The 15046-nt window shown below is 69.6% G+C and carries 15 protein-coding genes and 1 riboswitch; of the genes, 8 read left to right on the top strand and 7 right to left on the bottom strand.

The window, feature by feature from the left end; genetic code table 11:
• Window positions 1-87 precede the first annotated feature (87 nt).
• Window positions 88-912 (bottom strand): HAD-IIB family hydrolase, encoded by an 825-nt coding sequence (locus ACAM42_RS29185; RefSeq protein WP_369630241.1) that lies wholly within the window; start codon window positions 910-912, stop codon window positions 88-90.
• A gap of 95 nt (window positions 913-1007) precedes the next feature.
• Here ACAM42_RS29185 and ACAM42_RS29180 point away from each other — a divergent pair, with 95 nt between their 5' ends.
• From ACAM42_RS29180 to ACAM42_RS29160, 5 genes are all read left to right on the top strand, one after another.
• Window positions 1008-2003, top strand: a complete 996-nt coding sequence (locus ACAM42_RS29180) for an ATP-binding cassette domain-containing protein (RefSeq protein ID WP_369630240.1) — start codon at window positions 1008-1010, stop codon at window positions 2001-2003.
• 8 nt (window positions 2004-2011) lie between these two features.
• Window positions 2012-2854 carry an ABC transporter permease gene (locus ACAM42_RS29175; RefSeq protein WP_369630239.1) on the top strand — a complete coding sequence of 281 codons (843 nt, stop codon included), beginning with the start codon at window positions 2012-2014 and terminating at the stop codon, window positions 2852-2854.
• Between the two features lie 85 nt (window positions 2855-2939).
• A complete protein-coding gene (locus ACAM42_RS29170; RefSeq protein WP_369630238.1) occupies window positions 2940-4130 on the top strand; it encodes a hypothetical protein in 1191 nt (396 codons plus the stop codon).
• On the top strand, window positions 4127-5167 hold the full coding sequence (locus tag ACAM42_RS29165; RefSeq protein WP_369630237.1) for a DNA methyltransferase: 1041 nt from the start codon (window positions 4127-4129) through the stop codon (window positions 5165-5167). Before ACAM42_RS29170 ends, ACAM42_RS29165 begins: the two co-directional genes overlap by 4 nt.
• 196 nt (window positions 5168-5363) lie before the next feature.
• A complete protein-coding gene (locus ACAM42_RS29160; RefSeq protein ID WP_369630236.1) occupies window positions 5364-6167 on the top strand; it encodes an ABC transporter permease in 804 nt (267 codons plus the stop codon).
• Window positions 6168-6195: 28 nt separating this feature from the next.
• Here the strand turns inward: ACAM42_RS29160 and ACAM42_RS29155 are convergent, their stop codons facing one another.
• The 6 genes from ACAM42_RS29155 to phaP form a co-directional block, all read right to left on the bottom strand.
• Window positions 6196-7824: a peptide chain release factor 3 gene (locus ACAM42_RS29155; protein ID WP_095947934.1), complete on the bottom strand. Its 1629-nt coding sequence runs from the start codon at window positions 7822-7824 to the stop codon at window positions 6196-6198.
• A 66-nt stretch (window positions 7825-7890) separates the two neighbouring features.
• Window positions 7891-8484: an N-acetyltransferase family protein gene (locus ACAM42_RS29150; RefSeq protein WP_369630235.1), complete on the bottom strand. Its 594-nt coding sequence runs from the start codon at window positions 8482-8484 to the stop codon at window positions 7891-7893.
• Window positions 8485-8510: 26 nt separating this feature from the next.
• Entirely contained in the window at window positions 8511-9584 is a 1074-nt protein-coding gene (locus ACAM42_RS29145) for an alpha/beta fold hydrolase (protein WP_369630234.1), read from the bottom strand.
• Window positions 9581-10024 carry a hypothetical protein gene (locus tag ACAM42_RS29140; RefSeq protein WP_369630233.1) on the bottom strand — a complete coding sequence of 148 codons (444 nt, stop codon included), beginning with the start codon at window positions 10022-10024 and terminating at the stop codon, window positions 9581-9583. Before ACAM42_RS29140 ends, ACAM42_RS29145 begins: the two co-directional genes overlap by 4 nt.
• A 44-nt stretch (window positions 10025-10068) precedes the next feature.
• Window positions 10069-10998, bottom strand: coding sequence for an alpha/beta fold hydrolase (locus ACAM42_RS29135; RefSeq protein ID WP_369630232.1), 930 nt, complete (start codon window positions 10996-10998; stop codon window positions 10069-10071).
• Window positions 10999-11020: 22 nt separating this feature from the next.
• Complete coding sequence (gene phaP / locus ACAM42_RS29130; RefSeq protein WP_062482351.1) at window positions 11021-11518, bottom strand: TIGR01841 family phasin; 498 nt, start codon at window positions 11516-11518, stop codon at window positions 11021-11023.
• A 251-nt stretch (window positions 11519-11769) separates the two neighbouring features.
• A riboswitch (S-adenosyl-L-homocysteine riboswitch) is annotated at window positions 11770-11838 on the top strand.
• Window positions 11839-11903: 65 nt separating this feature from the next.
• Here phaP and ahcY point away from each other — a divergent pair.
• The 3 genes from ahcY to metF are packed head-to-tail and all read left to right on the top strand — an operon-like array spanning window position 11904 to window position 15017.
• Complete coding sequence (ahcY, locus tag ACAM42_RS29125; protein WP_070062885.1) at window positions 11904-13343, top strand: adenosylhomocysteinase; 1440 nt, start codon at window positions 11904-11906, stop codon at window positions 13341-13343.
• Between the two features lie 5 nt (window positions 13344-13348).
• Window positions 13349-14182 carry a TlyA family RNA methyltransferase gene (locus ACAM42_RS29120; RefSeq protein WP_062482356.1) on the top strand — a complete coding sequence of 278 codons (834 nt, stop codon included), beginning with the start codon at window positions 13349-13351 and terminating at the stop codon, window positions 14180-14182.
• 10 nt (window positions 14183-14192) lie between these two features.
• Entirely contained in the window at window positions 14193-15017 is an 825-nt protein-coding gene (gene metF, locus ACAM42_RS29115) for a methylenetetrahydrofolate reductase [NAD(P)H] (RefSeq protein WP_070062884.1), read from the top strand.
• Window positions 15018-15046: the final 29 nt, after the last annotated feature.

Raw genomic sequence — 15046 nt, 5'->3', positions numbered from 1 at the left:
GCGACCCTCACCGCTGCAAGTTTCTCCAAGGGTCGTTCAACCGGTCCATTCGGCCCGCCCTGCGCGGGCCTTTTTTTCGTGCGCGGCTCAGCGCGCCGACAGCACCGCCTGCGCGGCCTGCGCGAAGCCCGCGCCGCGCTCGCCCTGCGTCACGTAGCGCGGCAGGTGCTCCAGCTGCGGCACGAAGCGCGCCACGTTCGCCACGCCGATGCTGTGCGCGAAGCTGCGGAACATCAGCTGGTCGTTGGTGGAGTCGCCCACGTAGGCCCAGCGGTCCATCTCGTCGTCGAGCGTGCGACCCCACAGCTCGCGCACGATCCAGCGCGCGCCCTCGAGCTTGTCGTTGTCGCCGTACCAGCCGTTGATGTGGATGCTGCTCACGGTGGCGTGCATGCCTTCGCCGCGCATCAGCGCGACGACGCGCGCGATGGTGTCGTCGCTCAGCGTCACGAACTCGCTGTGGTCGATGGCGATGTCGGTCTCGCGCCCGGGCGAGTCGGTGGCGCGGCCGGCGCCCGGAATCTCGTGCTCGATGCGCGCCAGCACGGCCTGCATGCGCGCGAAGTTGGCGGCGCGCGTGGCGGCGTCCTGCTGGTAGCGCTTCTCGACGTCGCCATCGGCTGCCGGGCGCAGCGCCACCGCGCCGTTCTCGGCCACGATGGCGTCGACCGGCCAGCTGTTCACGAAGGGCAGGCTCCAGCCCACGGGCCGGCCGGTGATGGCCACCACCGCGAGGCCGGCGGCCTTCAGGTCGGCCAGCGCCTTCAACGCATCGGGCGTGATCGCGCCGTCGGTGGTGAGCGTGTCGTCGATGTCGGTGAACACGCCGACCAGCGCCGCGCGCGCGTCGGCGGGCCAGCGCACGAGCGGCAACAGGTGGTGGGGCGAGGCGGGCAGGGGAGGCGAAGACATGGACAGGATTCTCGAAAGGGCCCGTGATCGTACCGGCGCTTTCGTGTAGCATCCCGCCCCCGCCGCGCTTTCGGGCCGGCGCGGCGCTTCTCACCATGCCTCACATCCTCGTCGACAACCTCCGCAAGACCTACCGCGTGTCCGAGCGCGACCCCGGTCTGCGCGGTGCGCTGCGCGGCCTGCTGCAGCGCCGTCACCGCACGGTGGAGGCGCTGTCGGGCGTGTCGTTCGCGCTGGAGCGCGGCGAGCTGCTGGGCTTCATCGGGCCGAACGGCGCGGGCAAGTCGACCACCATCAAGATCCTCTCGGGCATCCTGCGGCCCGACGATGGGCGGGTGGAAGTCGACGGCCGCGATCCCTTTGCCGACCGCGAGCGGCACGTGGCGCGCATCGGCGTGGTCTTCGGCCAGCGCACGCAGCTGTGGTGGGACCTGCCCGTGGGCGACGGCTTCGACCTGCTGCGCGACATCTACCGCGTCGACCCGCAGCGCTACCGCCGCACGCGCGACGAGCTGGTTGCGCTGCTGCACCTGGAGCGCGTGCTCGACCAGCCGGTGCGCCAGCTCTCGCTGGGCCAGCGCATGCGCGCGGAGATCGCGGCGGCGCTGCTGCACGAGCCCGACATCCTGTTCCTCGACGAGCCGACCATCGGCCTCGACGCGCCTTCGAAGCTCGCCGTGCGTGACTTCGTGCGCCGCGCCAACCGCGAGCGCGGCACCACCGTGCTGCTGACCACGCACGACATGCACGACATCGAGGCCCTGGCCCAGCGCGTGATCGTCATCGGCCACGGCCGCGTGCTGGCCGACAGCCCGGTCGAGGCGCTGCGCGCGCAGGTGATGGCCGAGCGCCGGCTGGTGGTCGACTTTGCACAAGATGCCACGCTGCCCGCGCAGGTCGACGGCGCCACCGTGCATTCGCGCGACGGCCAGACGCTGGTGCTCGACTTCGACCCCAAGCAGACCCCCGCGCCCGCGCTCATCGCGCGCATCGCCGGCGCGCATGCCGTGGAAGACATCCGCCTCGAAGGCCTCGCGATCGAAGCCGTGATCGCGCGCTTCTACGCCATGCACGGAGCGGCCGAGGCGTGAGGCCGGCCATGGGCCCGCGCGACCTCGCCCGGCCGTATGTCGCGGCGTTCGTCTCGCGCTTCCTGCAGATGCTGCAGTACCGCACCGCGGCGCTCGCGGGCTTTGCCACGCAGTGCTGGTGGGGCGGCATCAAGGTGATGGTGTTCGCCGCGTTCTACAGCGGCAGCGCCATCGCGGGCGCGGCCTCGTCGATGTCGCTGGCCCAGGCCATCACCTACACCTGGCTTGCGCAAGGCCTGCTGGTGCTGATGCCTTGGCTCGGCGACCCCGAGGTGGCGCAGGCCGCGCGCACCGGCGCGGTCGCCTACGACCGGCTGCGCCCGGTGGACGCCTACGCGCTGTGGTTCGCGCGCACCGCCGGCTGGATCGCCGCGCGCCTGCTGCCGCGCGTGGCACTGATGGCGGCCTTCGCGGCGGTCGCATTGCCGCTGGTGGGGCTCGGCGACTGGGCCTGGCAACTGCCCGCGAACGCGCTGGCCGGCGCGGCGTTCCTGCTGTCGGTGGTGCTGGGCCTGTTGCTCTCGACTGCGATGGTGATGCTGCTCAACGTGGCGACCACGGCGGCGCTCAACGAGCGCGGCATCCAGGCCGTGGCGACGCCCGTGGTCATCGTGTTCTCGGGCAACCTGCTGCCGCTGGCGCTGCTGCCCGACGCCTGGCAGACCGCGCTGCTGGTGCAGCCGCTGGCGGGGCTGTTCGACATTCCGGCGCGGCTGTACTTCGGGCAGCTGAGCGGCTGGCATGCGCTGGCCGCGCTGGGGCTGCAGTGCTTCTGGATCGTCGCGCTGGTCGCGTTCGGGCGGATGGCGATGGGGCGCACGATGCGCAGTCTGCAGGTGCAAGGTGGCTAGGGTGACGGACGCGCGCAGGGAGCCACTCCCGCCCTCGGAGGCAGCGCTGTCGTATGGTGGCGGGTGCGACAACCCCGCCCCTGCCATGCGCCCCGTCATTCCCGTTGAAGCCGATGCGCCGACGCCTCTCGCCGTGCGGGCCGTGACCTGCGCGATTGACCAGATCGCCGTGGCCGATCTGCCGCGCAGCGCGAGTTCCCCGCTCTTCGAACGCCTTCGCCGCTCCGTGCGCGGGGTGACCCTTCGCACGCCGCCTTCGAACGAGGCCGCGCGCTGGCACACGCACACGATCGGCGGCATTGAGCGACGCTTTGCGCTGCCCCTCACGTTCACACCGTACGCGTCCGTGAAGCCTTGTTCGGCACGTTGCGGCTTCTGCTCGGAAAACCTGCGCAAGACCGACGGCGGAACCTCGGCGTCCCGGCTGCGTCCGACGCCCGACTACTTCGACGGCCTGTCCCGCGCGCTGCGGGCCTTGCGCGGCGTGCCGCTGTCGTGGTCGCTCTCGGGCCTGGAAACGAGCGACGACGCCGACTGGATGCTCCGGCTGCTGCACACGCTGGCCGCGGGCGAAAGCGAAGGCCCGGTGGTCGAGGACCGTGTGCTCTATACCAACGGCGCAGGCTTTGCCGGGCCGCAGGGCAAGGTGCTGCGGCGCGCGCTGCAAGGCTTCGGAATGAGCTGGCTGGAGCTGTCCCGCCACCACCACGACGGCGCGGTCAACCAGGCCATCATGCGATTCCGGCCCGAGGTGGCCATCGGCGACCCCGTCGTGTTCGAGCGCACCGCGCGCCAGCTCGCCGATGCGGTGGCGCTGCGGCTCGTGTGCATCCTCCAGCGCGGCGGCGTCGCGCAGCCGACCGACGTGGCCGCGTACCTCGCGTGGGCACGGCAATGCGGCGCCGGCACCGTCGTCTTCCGGGAGTTCTCGCGGCTCGACGACGGCTATCGCGACAACGCCACCGCGCGCTATCTGCGCACGCAGCGGGTCTCGATGGACGCGCTGCTGACGGCCTGCCTCGACGCTCCCGACATCTCGCGCGGGTGGACCCTCGAAAGCCTCACCGAGGGCTACTACTTCTGGAACCTGCGCCTGCGCACCGACAGCGGCCTGACGGTCGTCTTCGAAAGCGCCGACTACGGCGCCATGCACGCGCGCCACGCGACCGGCGACGTCTACAAGCTCGTCTACTTTGCCGACGGACAGCTCTGCGCCGGCTGGGAGCCGGGGCACGACGTGCTGCTCGACACGCGCACCGCGAAGGCCTGCCCATGAGCAGTCACAGCTGGCTGATGCTCGACCATGAATCGCCGCGCTACCGGCTGCCGGACGACCTGCGCGCGCGGGACCCGATGGGCGGGCGCGATTGCGGATGGCTTGAGCAGATGCTGCCCTTCGTGCGTCGGTTCTCGCAACCGGGCGACACGGTGTTCGATCCGTTCGCCGGCTTCGGCACGACGCTGCTCGCGGCGCGCCTCGAGCAGCGCCAGGCCTTGGGCTGCGAAGTCGATGCAGGCCGCATCGACCTCATCCGCGAGCGGCTGGAACGCCACGGCCTCGCCCACGGCACGACGCTCCTGCACGCCTCGTGCGATGCGCTCGAAGACGCCGCGCTCCCGCCCTTCGACCTGTGCCTGACGAACGTCCCCTACTTCGGTTGCCGCTGGACCGGTGCGCAGGCATCCTCCCAGCTCTACGACAGCCCCAGCTACGCGCAGCACCTCGATGGCCTGCGCAATGTCTTCCACCGCGTGCGCGCCGGATTGCGCGAGGGCGGCGCCTGCATCGCGATGGTGGAGAACCTCCGGATCGGCGATCGCGTGCTGCCGCTGGCCTTCGATCTCGCGCGCATCCTGGGTTCGCTCTTCACGATGGAGGAGGAGCGCGTGCTGGTCTATCCGCACAACGCGGAAGACAACGACGCCGATGCCCGCACCGACCGGCGCCACGAACACGCGCTGGTCTTTCGCAAGCAGCGCGAGCGCATCGACCTGCCGGACACGGCCGCGCTGCTCGATGCCATGCGCGCCGCAGGACACGACTTCACGCTGTTCGGCAGCTTCGCGGGCTGGCAGCAGGACCCACAGGGCCCGCCGCCCGCAGACGCCGACATCCACGTCGACGCCGACCCGCAGCGCCTGGACGCCCTGCTGCGATGGCTGCAAGGGCAGGGCTTCTCGGTGACGAGCTGGGGCGACCCGGTCACCGTGCCCCTTCACCTCGACAGCTACCGCGGCCGCTTCTACTTCCGAGCCGACCGCATCGATGCCCGCGGCGCATTGATCAGGCTCGACATCTGCTACGAGCAATGAGCGGCATGACGCAATCCGCACAGCGGTGGACCGACCCGCACCACGACCGCGCTCGGTGTGCGCAGGACACCGGGTGCTTCCCGCAGCGAAATCAAGGAGGAGGGCGAAGCCCGGGGGACATTCGCGGAGGGAAGTACCCGGTGGCCTGTGCACGCGCCCTGAACCACGGCGATACAGGCCGCGAGGGCCATTGAAGATGGGCGCCCTCCCTCTCTTCTTCCGCCTCATGGCCGCCTCCATCAGCGGCCAGGCCAGGTACCCCGCGTCCGCACTGCTGCTCACCCTCGGCCAGTTCCTCGGCACAGGCATCGAGGTCGTCGCCGTCTGGGCGCTGTTCCATCGCTTCGGCGATGTGCAAGGCTGGGGCATCGGCGAAGTCGCGTTGTTCTACGGCCTCGTGAACTGCATGTTCGCTCTCGCCGATGCACTGGGCCGCGGCTTCGACGTGCTGGGCACCGAGTTCCTGCGCACCGGCACCTTCGACCGGTTGCTGCTGCGCCCACGTCCGCTCGCGTTGCAGCTCATGGGCCACGACGTGCGCATCAGTCGCCTCGGCCGTCTGCTGCAGGGCCTGCTCGTGCTGGCCTTCGCGACCGTGCAGGCCGACATCGCATGGACCCCCAGCGCCTTGGCAATCGCACTGTTCGCCCTGGCCGGTGGCATCGCGCTGTTCCTCGGCATCCTCGTGCTGCAGGGCACGCTGTCGTTCTGGACCGTCGAAAGCCTGGAGATCGCCAACGTGCTCACCTACGGCGGCGTGCAGGCGGCGCAGTACCCGCTGGCGCTCTATGCGCAGTGGTTCCGCCGCGTGCTGACCTTCATCGTGCCGCTGGCCTGCGTGGCGTACTACCCGGTGCTGGCGATCCTGGGCAAGCCCGATCCGTTGGGCGCGCCGGCCTGGGTGGGGTGGGTGTCGCCGCTCGCGGGCTTCGTGTTCCTCGCGGCGGCGTTCGGTGCGTGGCGCCTCGGGCTGCGCCACTACACCTCGTCGGGCAGCTGACGCGCCCGACGGTCATCCGATCGATCGATCAGCCCGCGCTCTGCAGCGCCAGCCCCGCGTGCTCGCGCAGCGGATGGAAGTGGATCTTCGGAAAACGCTCCTGCGCCAGCCGCACGTCGTACGGCGAGGTGCACAAAAAGGCCAGCGTGTCGGCCGCATCCTTGGCCATGCGCACCGGGTACGCGTGGACGAACTCGCGCAGCTCGGCCGGGGTGTCGGCCGTGATCCAGCGCGCGCCCGTGTACTGGCAACCTTCGAGCCGCACGTCGGCGTCGTACTCGGCCTTCAGGCGGTGCTGCACCACTTCGAACTGCAGCTGGCCGACCGCGCCCAGCAGCATCGGGCCGCCGACCTCGGGGCGGAACACCTGGATCGCGCCTTCCTCGCCCAACTGGGCCAGGCCCTGCTGCAGCTGCTTGGTGCGCAGCGGGTTCTTCAGGATCACGGTCATGAACAGCTCGGGCGCGAAGAAGGGCAGCCCGGTGAACTGCAGGTTCGCGCCGTCGGTGATGGTGTCGCCCAGCTGCACGCCGCCGTGCGTGGTGAAGCCCACGATGTCGCCGGCGTAGGCCTCTTCCACCGCCTCGCGGCGCTGGCTCATGAAGGTCACGACGCTGGTGGGGCGCAGCTCTTTCGACGTGCGCTGCACCTTGAGCTTCATGCCCGGCGTGTACTTGCCCGAGGCCATGCGCACGAAGGCGATGCGGTCGCGGTGGTTGGCGTCCATGTTGGCCTGCACCTTGAAGACCACGCCCGCGAAGTCCTTGTCCTCGGGCTGGATCTCTTTCACCACCGGCTGGCGGTTGACCAGCGTGGTGCTGGTGCGCGACTGCGGCGAGGGCGCCAGGTCGACCAGCGCGTCGAGCACTTCCATCACGCCGAAGTTGTTCACGCCGGAGCCGAAGAACACCGGCGTCTGCTTGCCCGCCAGGAAGGCCTCGCGGTCCCAGGTGGGCGAGGCGCCGGTGGCCAGTTCCATGCTTTCCATGGCGTGCTCGAAGTCGGCGCCGAAGCGCTTGACGAGCGTGTCGCGTTCGCTCAGCGGGATGGTCTCGAAGTCGTGCGGCAGCCGCTCGCTGCCCGACTCGAACACCGTCATCGCCTGCGTGCGCAGGTTCATGATGCCGCGGAAGCTCTTGCCCTGGCCCACGGGCCAGGTCATGGGCACGCAGGGCATGCCGAGCTCGCGCTCCACCTCGTCCAGGATGTCCAGCGGCTCGCGCACTTCCCGGTCCATCTTGTTGACGAAGGTGATGATGGGCGTGTCGCGCTGGCGGCAGACCTCGATCAGCCGGCGCGTCTGCGCTTCCACGCCGTTGGCGGCGTCGATCACCATCAGCGCCGAGTCGACGGCGGTGAGCACGCGGTAGGTGTCTTCCGAGAAGTCCTTGTGGCCGGGCGTGTCGAGCAGGTTGATCACGTGCTCGCGGTACACCATCTGCATCACCGACGAGGCCACCGAGATGCCGCGCTGCTTCTCGATTTCCATCCAGTCGGAGGTGGCGTGGCGCGAGGCCTTGCGCGCCTTCACCGAGCCGGCGATCTGGATCGCGCCCGAGAACAGCAGCAGTTTTTCGGTCAGCGTGGTCTTGCCGGCGTCAGGGTGGGAAATGATCGCGAAGGTGCGACGGCGGCGGGTTTCGGCGAGAAAAGACAAGGTGGGCAATCTGCAGGGGAATCCCCCGATTTTAGGAGGCCGCCCCGCCAACCCCGGGCTGTAGGCCTAAAACGCCTCCGTCACCCCGTACGCCCGCATCTGCGCCTCGACCTGCGCCGCGTCCTGGCTCAGCACCACGAGGTCGTGCGCCTTGCCCTCGCGGTCCTTCACGTGGCGCGTGAGCAGGGCCTCGGGCCGGAAGCCCAGGGCCTGGAAGACGGCGATGGCGCCGCGCTGGTCGACGGTCATCTGGGCGACGATCTTTTCCTGCCCGTGCGCGAAGGCCAGCGCGCAGCCTTCCTGCGCCAGCTGCTGGCCCAGGCCGCCGCCGCGCAGCGCGGGCGACACCAGCACGCGCAGCTCGGCGACATGGCCCGACCACGAATGCGGGTCGCGGATGACGGCGGCGCAGCCCAGCACGGCGCCGTCGCGCACGGCGAGCACGCTGTCGATGTCGCCGCGCTCGATGGCGCGGACCCAGGCGGCCATCACCTTGGGCTCGGTGATGTCGCGCGGCAGAAAGAGCAGGTCGTGCGCCGGCAGCGCCTGCGCGAAGGACAGCACGGCGGGGGCGTCGGCGCCGGTCATGAGGCGCAGGGCGATGTCGCCGTCCGCGTGGGAAACGGTGCGCGGGTAGGTGCGGGAAGAAGGTGCGGTCATGGGAAGGTGTTCGATGGTTGTCTTCGTCAGGTGGAGCGCACGCCCAGCCACTCGTCGAGCTTGGGCCACAGCCGCCGCACGGCGTTGGTGCCGGCCGCCAGGCTCACGTGGCCGCCCTTGAGCACCACCTCTTCCTTGTCGGTGGAGCCGATGCCGGCGATCAGCGGCTGCCCCGCCTCGTAGGGCACGATGTGGTCGTGCTGCGCCAGCGCGTGCAGCACCGGCACGGTGATGTTCTTCAGCAGCACCGGGCGCCCGCCGAGCACCAGCTCGCCCTTGTGCAGCTTGTTGTCCCACATGAGCTCCTTCACCGTCTGGCGGAAGTACTCGCCGGCCAGCGGCAGCATCTCGGCGCCCCAGCGGTCGAACATGCGGTACGACTTGACGAACTCGTCGTTGGCCATGTTGTCCCACAGCTGCACCAGCCCGGCGCCGCGCCCGGCGGGGCGCAGCATGTCGAAGGAGGCGAACAGCATCTCGGGCGGCACGTTGCCCACGGTGTCGATGAGGCGGTCGACGTCGAAAAAACGCCGGTCGGACCACGCATGAAAGAGCTTCATGCGGCTGAAGTCGATCGGCGTGGTGAAGAGCGCGAGGTTCTTCATCGGCCCGCCGGGGTGCAGCGCCGCGTACAGCGTGGAGAGCACGCCGCCCATGCAGTAGCCGGCGATGGTCACGTCGTCCTCGCCCGAGTCCTCCTGCACGCGGCGGATCGAGTCGGGAATGAAGTCGAGCACGTAGTCCTCGATGCGCAGGCGCTTCTCGTCGGGGCGCGGTGCGTTCCAGTCCATCACGTAGACGTCGTAGCCCTTGAGCAGCAGGTACTCGACCATGCTCTGGCCCGGCGCGAGGTCGAAGATGTAGGCGCGGTTGGTGGTGGCCATCACCATGAGCACCGGCACGCGGTAGATCTCGTCGACCATCGGGCGGTAGTGGTACAGGCTCAGCGTGCCGCGCCGGTGGATCTCGTCCTTGGGCGTGAGGCCGACGGCGGGCGCGGTCGAGGTCAGGAAGTCCAGCCCCTTGATGTTGCGCTGGATCGTGCGCTCGATCTCGCCGCGGATGTCGGGCAGCTGGAAGGTGTCGGGCGGCGCGCTCATGGGCGGCGCTTTCCGGCGGGGCGTTTCCTGGGGGCGGCGGCCTTGGCGGCCGGTGCGGGCGCTGCCGCCGCCGTGGGCGGCTGCTTGGTGCGACGCGGTCGGGGCGGGGCGGTGGCCGCATCGGCAGTCCGCGCGGCAGGTCCGCCTCCGCCTTCCAGCGCGCGCCGGATGCCCGCCAGGTGGTCGTCGATGCGGTGCAGCTGCTCGCCCAGCGCCTGCAGGTCGGCGCGCGTGGGCAGGTTCAGCAGCGTGAGGTAGCGCGCCATCAGGTCGCCCACCGCCTTCTGCGCGGTGAGCGAGGCGTTCATGCCGCCATGCATGCCCTGGCGGAACGGGTCCGAGGCCATGGCTTCGTTGGCGAATTCGTTGGTGCTTTTTTCCCACTGGGCCGTGAGCTCGCGCCACAGGGCCATGGGATCGAGGGACGGAAACTGGCTCATGAAAAACACCTCCGTCTGGGTTTCTTGTCGTTGTCTCTTTTTCTTCAGTGATCGTCGCGCCGCGCCGCCCGTGCGGTGTGCGCGGCGATGGCCTCGATGATCTGCGGCCACATCGCGATCGGCAGCGCATGGCCCATGCGCGGGATGCGCAGCAGCGTCGCGCCGGGAATGGCCTCGGCCACGTCGATGCCGCAGGCCACGGGCACCAGCGGATCGACATCGCCGTGGATCACCAGCGTGGGCACCTGCACCGCGCGCAGTGCCGGCTTGCGGTTGCCCGACGCGAACACGGCCGCCAGCTGGCGCGCCACGCCGCCCGGGTTGAGGCCGCGCAGGAAGGCGAGCTGCGCGCGCTCGGCGTCGCGCGCCTCGTCGAGCGGAAAGGCGTCGGGGCCGCGCAGCACGCGCCACAGCTTGGCGTGGTGCGGCAGGTAGGCCTCGAAGCTGGTCGGCGCGGGCGCGAACAGCACCGCCAGCGCCTCGGGCGTGGGCGGCGGCAGGGCCGGGTCGCCGGTGCTCGACATGATGCTGGTGAGCGAGCGCATCCGCCCCGGGTGATGGATGGCCATCTCCTGCCCGATGGCGCCGCCCATCGACGCCCCCACGACGTGGGCGCGCGCGATGCCCAGCGCGTCGAGCAGGCCGGCGCAGTCGTCGGCCATGTCGCGCAGCGTGTAGGGCACCTGCAGCGGGCGCCCGGCCATGGCCTGCAGCATCAGCGCCTGGATGTCGGGCACGCCGGCGTGCGGCAGGTGGGTGGAGTGGCCGATGTCGCGGTTGTCGAAGCGGATCACGTAGTGGCCGCCGGCCTGCGCCAGGGCGGCGCAGAACGCGTCGTCCCACGCGACCATCTGGGCGCCGAGGCCCATGACCAGCAACAGCGGCGGCGCCTCGGGGTCGCCGAAGCTGTCCCAGGCCAGTTCGATGCCGTTGGCGCGGGTGCGCCGTTCGGTGCGGGGCGCGACGGCGGTCATGCGGGCCTTTCTTTGCTTCCTGTTACTTGCGCTGCAGCAGCTTCGTGACCTCGTCCACGTTGGCCTGGATGCGCTGGCGCACCACATCGAAGGCGTCGGCCTGCGACTTGGCGGCCAGGGTGGCCAGCTCCTTGATGTCGTCGACGGCGCGCTGGAACGACTGGCGGCCCAGCTCGTCGAGCTTGGCGAGGTTTTCCTTCGGGTCCTTGCCCGGCATCGCCTTGGCGGCGGTCTGCCATTCGGCGATGGCCGTCTTGATCATCTCGGTCTGTCGCTGCACCACGGTCTGCAGGCCCTGGTAGGACTTCTCGTTGGCCTGCATCAGCGCCTGCAGGTCCTTGCGGCCGCTGTCGAGCAGCTTGCCGGCGCCGCCGGTGAGGTTCAGGTTCTGCAGGCGCTCGGCCATGCCCTTGAGGTTCTTCATCGGATCGAGCATGTCCGCGGCGGACGGCGCCGCCTGCTTCGCGCCGGCGCTGCTGGCGGTGGTTTTTTTCGCGGCGGCTTTCTTGGCAGTGGCCATGGTGCGGAATCTCCTGTGTCGGGTGATGAAAACAATCGAACGGGTGGATGCAGGCAGCGGCCGGGCGGCCGGGGCCCGCCGCCACGATACGCCGGGCCGGCGCGGCTCAGGGCGCTCCAAGCGCGGATTTGCCTGCGGAGTTTCCCGGGGTGGCCCGCGCGGCACGGCCCGGCCTGGCGGGTGTCCGCGCTTTCCGTGATGTGGGATGCCCCGGTCGATTGGCGGGCCGGGCGGCCGCGACTACAATCCGGCGCTCCGAGGAGCGTTGCAGCGCCGTCAGGCGTGAGGCTCGGACCACATCGCAACCACGCTCACCCGCTGTTCTCGCGGTGAGTCTTTCTTCCCCGTACGCAGTGGCATCTTTCAAACCAGTTTTGGAGTTCACATGAGCGCTGTACTCAAGCCCACCCCCGTCTCGACCGCCGACCAGGCGATTGCCGACCTGTCCCTTGCCGCCTGGGGCCGCAAGGAAATCAAGATCGCCGAAACCGAGATGCCCGGCCTGATGGCCATCCGTGAAGAGTTCTCGAAGGGCCAGGCCCTGAAGGGCGCGCGCATCACGGGCTCGCTGCACATGACCATCCAGACGGCCGTGCTCATCGAGACGCTGCAAGCCCTGGGCGCCGAAGTGCGCTGGGCCTCGTGCAACATCTTCTCGACGCAGGACCACGCCGCCGCCGCCATCGCCGCCGCCGGCACGCCGGTGTTCGCCATCAAGGGCGAGTCGCTGAAGGACTACTGGGACTACACCCACGCCATCTTCGACTTCGGTCCCAAGGGCTCGAAGGGCGAAGGCCCGAACATGATCCTGGACGACGGCGGCGACGCCACGCTGCTCATGCACCTGGGCCAGCGCGCCGAGAAGGACCTGGGCGTGCTCGCCAACCCGACCAGCGAAGAAGAGCGCATTCTTTACGCCGCCATCAAGGCCAAGCTGGCCGTGGACGACACCTGGTACACCCGCAAGTCGGCCGAGATCATCGGCGTGACCGAAGAGACCACCACCGGCGTGCACCGCCTGAACGAGATGAGCGCCAAGGGCACGCTGCTGTTCCGCGCCATCAACGTGAACGACTCGGTCACCAAGAGCAAGTTCGACAACCTGTACGGCTGCCGCGAATCGCTGGTGGACGGCATCAAGCGCGCGACCGACGTGATGATCGCCGGCAAGGTGGCCTGCGTGGCCGGCTACGGCGACGTGGGCAAGGGCTCGGCCCAGGCGCTGCGTGCACTGTCGGCGCAGGTGTGGGTCACCGAAATCGACCCGATCAACGCCCTGCAGGCCGCCATGGAAGGCTACAAGGTCGTGACCATGGAGTACGCCGCCGACAAGGCCGACATCTTCGTGACCACCACCGGCAACCGCGACGTGATCCGCCACGAGCACATGGCCGCCATGAAGGACCAGGCCATCGTCTGCAACATCGGCCACTTCGACAACGAGATCGACGTCGCGTCGATCGAGAAGTACGAGTGGGAAGAGATCAAGCCGCAGGTGGACCACATCACCTTCCCGGACGGCAAGAAGATCATCCTGCTGGCCAAGGGCCGCCTCGTGAACCTGGGCTGCGGCACGGGCCACCCGAGCTTCGTGATGTCGTCGTCGTTCGCCAACCAGACGATCGCGCAGATCGAGCTGTTCACCAAGCCCGACGCCTACCAGGCCGGCAAGGTCTACGTGCTGCCCAAGCACCTGGACGAGAAGGTCGCGCGCCTGCACCTGAAGAAGGTCGGCGCCATGCTCACCGAGCTGACCGACTCGCAAGCCGCCTACATCGGCGTGGACAAGAACGGCCCTTACAAGCCGGACACCTACCGCTATTGATCCGCGTGCGCGCCGATCAACTGTTGGTGGAGCGCGGCCTGGCCGCGTCGCGTTCGCAAGCCGTGCGGCTCATCGCCGGCGGCATGCGCTGGCGTGACGCGGGCACGGGCGACGCGTGGCGCAACGTCGCCAAGAACAAGGACGAAGTGCCCGAGTCGGCCGAGCTCGAGCTCGCCGACGCCGCCGAGGCACGCTACGTGTCGCGCGGCGGCCTCAAGCTCGAAGGTGCGCTGAAGACCAGCGGCGTGGACCCGACCGGCAAGCTCTGCCTGGACGTCGGCCAGTCGACCGGTGGCTTCACCGACTGCCTGCTGCAGCACGGCGCCGCCAAGGTGGTGGGCGTCGATGTGGGCCACGGGCAGCTGCATGCGCGCATGCGCGAGGACGAACGCGTGGTCGCCATCGAAGGCGTCAATGCGCGGGCGCTGTCGCCGGCCGATCTGCAGGTGGACGAGGGCGAGGACGACGAGGTGGGTGAGGCGCTCGAAGTTGTCGAAGCCCCGGCCGAGCCGCGCTTCGACCTCATCGTCGGCGACCTGTCGTTCATTTCGCTCACGCTGGTGCTGCCGGCCGTGGTGCAGTTCCTGGCCGACGACGGCCAGCTGCTGATGCTGGTCAAGCCGCAGTTCGAGCTGCAGCCCGGCCAGGTCGGCAAGGGCGGCATCGTGCGCGACGAGGCGATGTACGCTGTGGTCGAGAAGCGCCTGCACGACGCCTGCGCGGCGCTCGAGCTGAAGGTGCTGCGCTGGTTCGACAGCCCGATCGCCGGGGGCGACGGCAACCGCGAGTTTTTCATTCACGCCGTTCGTGCTGCTGCCAAGGCGGGCGACGGTTCCTAAGGAGACGCAGGTGCGCCTTCCGCTGAGTTTCGAATTCTTCCCGACCAAGACGCCCGAAGGCGCGGTCAAGCTGCGCGCCGTGCGCCAGCAGCTGTATGCGCGCAAGCCGCAGTTCTGCTCCGTCACCTACGGCGCGGGCGGCTCCACGCACCAGGGCACCTTCGGTGCGGTGCAGGAGATCCTGGCCGAGGGCGTGGACGCTGCCAGCCATTTCTCGTGCATCGGCGCCACGCGCGCCACCGTGCGCGAGCAGCTGGCCGAGCTGAAGGCCATGGGCGTCAAGCGCCTCGTCGCGCTGCGCGGCGACCTGCCCAGCGGCTACGGCATCGGCGGCGAGTTCCAGTACGCGAGCGACCTCGTCGCCTTCATCCGCGAGGAGACCGGCCGCGACTTCCACATCGAGGTGGCCTGCTACCCCGAAGTGCATCCGCAGGCGCGCTCGCCCGAAGCCGACCTGCAGGCCTTCGCGACCAAGATGAAGGCCGGGGCCGACTCGGCCATCACGCAGTATTTCTTCAGCCCCGAGGCCTACTTCCGCTTCGTCGACGACGCGCGCAAGCTGGGGCTCGACACGCCGATCGTGCCGGGCATCATGCCCATCACGAGCTCGACGCAGCTCATGCGTTTCTCGGACGCCTGCGGCGCCGAGATTCCGCGCTGGATCCGCCTGCGGCTGCAGGGCTTCGGCGACGACACTGCTTCCATCAAGGCCTTCGGCCTGGACGTGGTGACCGACCTGTGCGCGCGCCTGCAAGAAGGCGGCGCACCCGCGATCCACTTCTACACGATGAACCAGTCGGCGGCCACGCTGGCCATTCTGGAGCGCCTGGATTGAGAGGGCTGCGCGCGGTCGCCGTCGCGGTC

Source organism: Variovorax sp. V35, assembly GCF_041154465.1.
Lineage (GTDB): Bacteria > Pseudomonadota > Gammaproteobacteria > Burkholderiales > Burkholderiaceae_C > Variovorax > Variovorax boronicumulans.
Note: the sequence above shows the minus strand (reverse complement) of the source record. Positions and strands in the feature narration are given on the sequence as shown.

What these genes read in the sequence shown, in the direction of transcription:
- ACAM42_RS29135 (WP_369630232.1), bottom strand. Translation starts at nt 10,998, where the DNA reads ATGACCGCCGTCGCGCCCCGCACCGAACGGCGCACCCGCGCCAACGGC.
- ACAM42_RS29160 (WP_369630236.1), top strand. Translation starts at nt 5,364, where the DNA reads ATGGGCGCCCTCCCTCTCTTCTTCCGCCTCATGGCCGCCTCCATCAGC.
- phaP (WP_062482351.1), bottom strand. Translation starts at nt 11,518, where the DNA reads ATGGCCACTGCCAAGAAAGCCGCCGCGAAAAAAACCACCGCCAGCAGC.
- ACAM42_RS29165 (WP_369630237.1), top strand. Translation starts at nt 4,127, where the DNA reads ATGAGCAGTCACAGCTGGCTGATGCTCGACCATGAATCGCCGCGCTAC.
- ACAM42_RS29140 (WP_369630233.1), bottom strand. Translation starts at nt 10,024, where the DNA reads ATGAGCCAGTTTCCGTCCCTCGATCCCATGGCCCTGTGGCGCGAGCTC.
- ACAM42_RS29170 (WP_369630238.1), top strand. Translation starts at nt 2,940, where the DNA reads ATGCGCCCCGTCATTCCCGTTGAAGCCGATGCGCCGACGCCTCTCGCC.
- ACAM42_RS29175 (WP_369630239.1), top strand. Translation starts at nt 2,012, where the DNA reads ATGGGCCCGCGCGACCTCGCCCGGCCGTATGTCGCGGCGTTCGTCTCG.
- ACAM42_RS29150 (WP_369630235.1), bottom strand. Translation starts at nt 8,484, where the DNA reads ATGACCGCACCTTCTTCCCGCACCTACCCGCGCACCGTTTCCCACGCG.
- ACAM42_RS29145 (WP_369630234.1), bottom strand. Translation starts at nt 9,584, where the DNA reads ATGAGCGCGCCGCCCGACACCTTCCAGCTGCCCGACATCCGCGGCGAG.
- ACAM42_RS29185 (WP_369630241.1), bottom strand. Translation starts at nt 912, where the DNA reads ATGTCTTCGCCTCCCCTGCCCGCCTCGCCCCACCACCTGTTGCCGCTC.
- ACAM42_RS29180 (WP_369630240.1), top strand. Translation starts at nt 1,008, where the DNA reads ATGCCTCACATCCTCGTCGACAACCTCCGCAAGACCTACCGCGTGTCC.
- ahcY (WP_070062885.1), top strand. Translation starts at nt 11,904, where the DNA reads ATGAGCGCTGTACTCAAGCCCACCCCCGTCTCGACCGCCGACCAGGCG.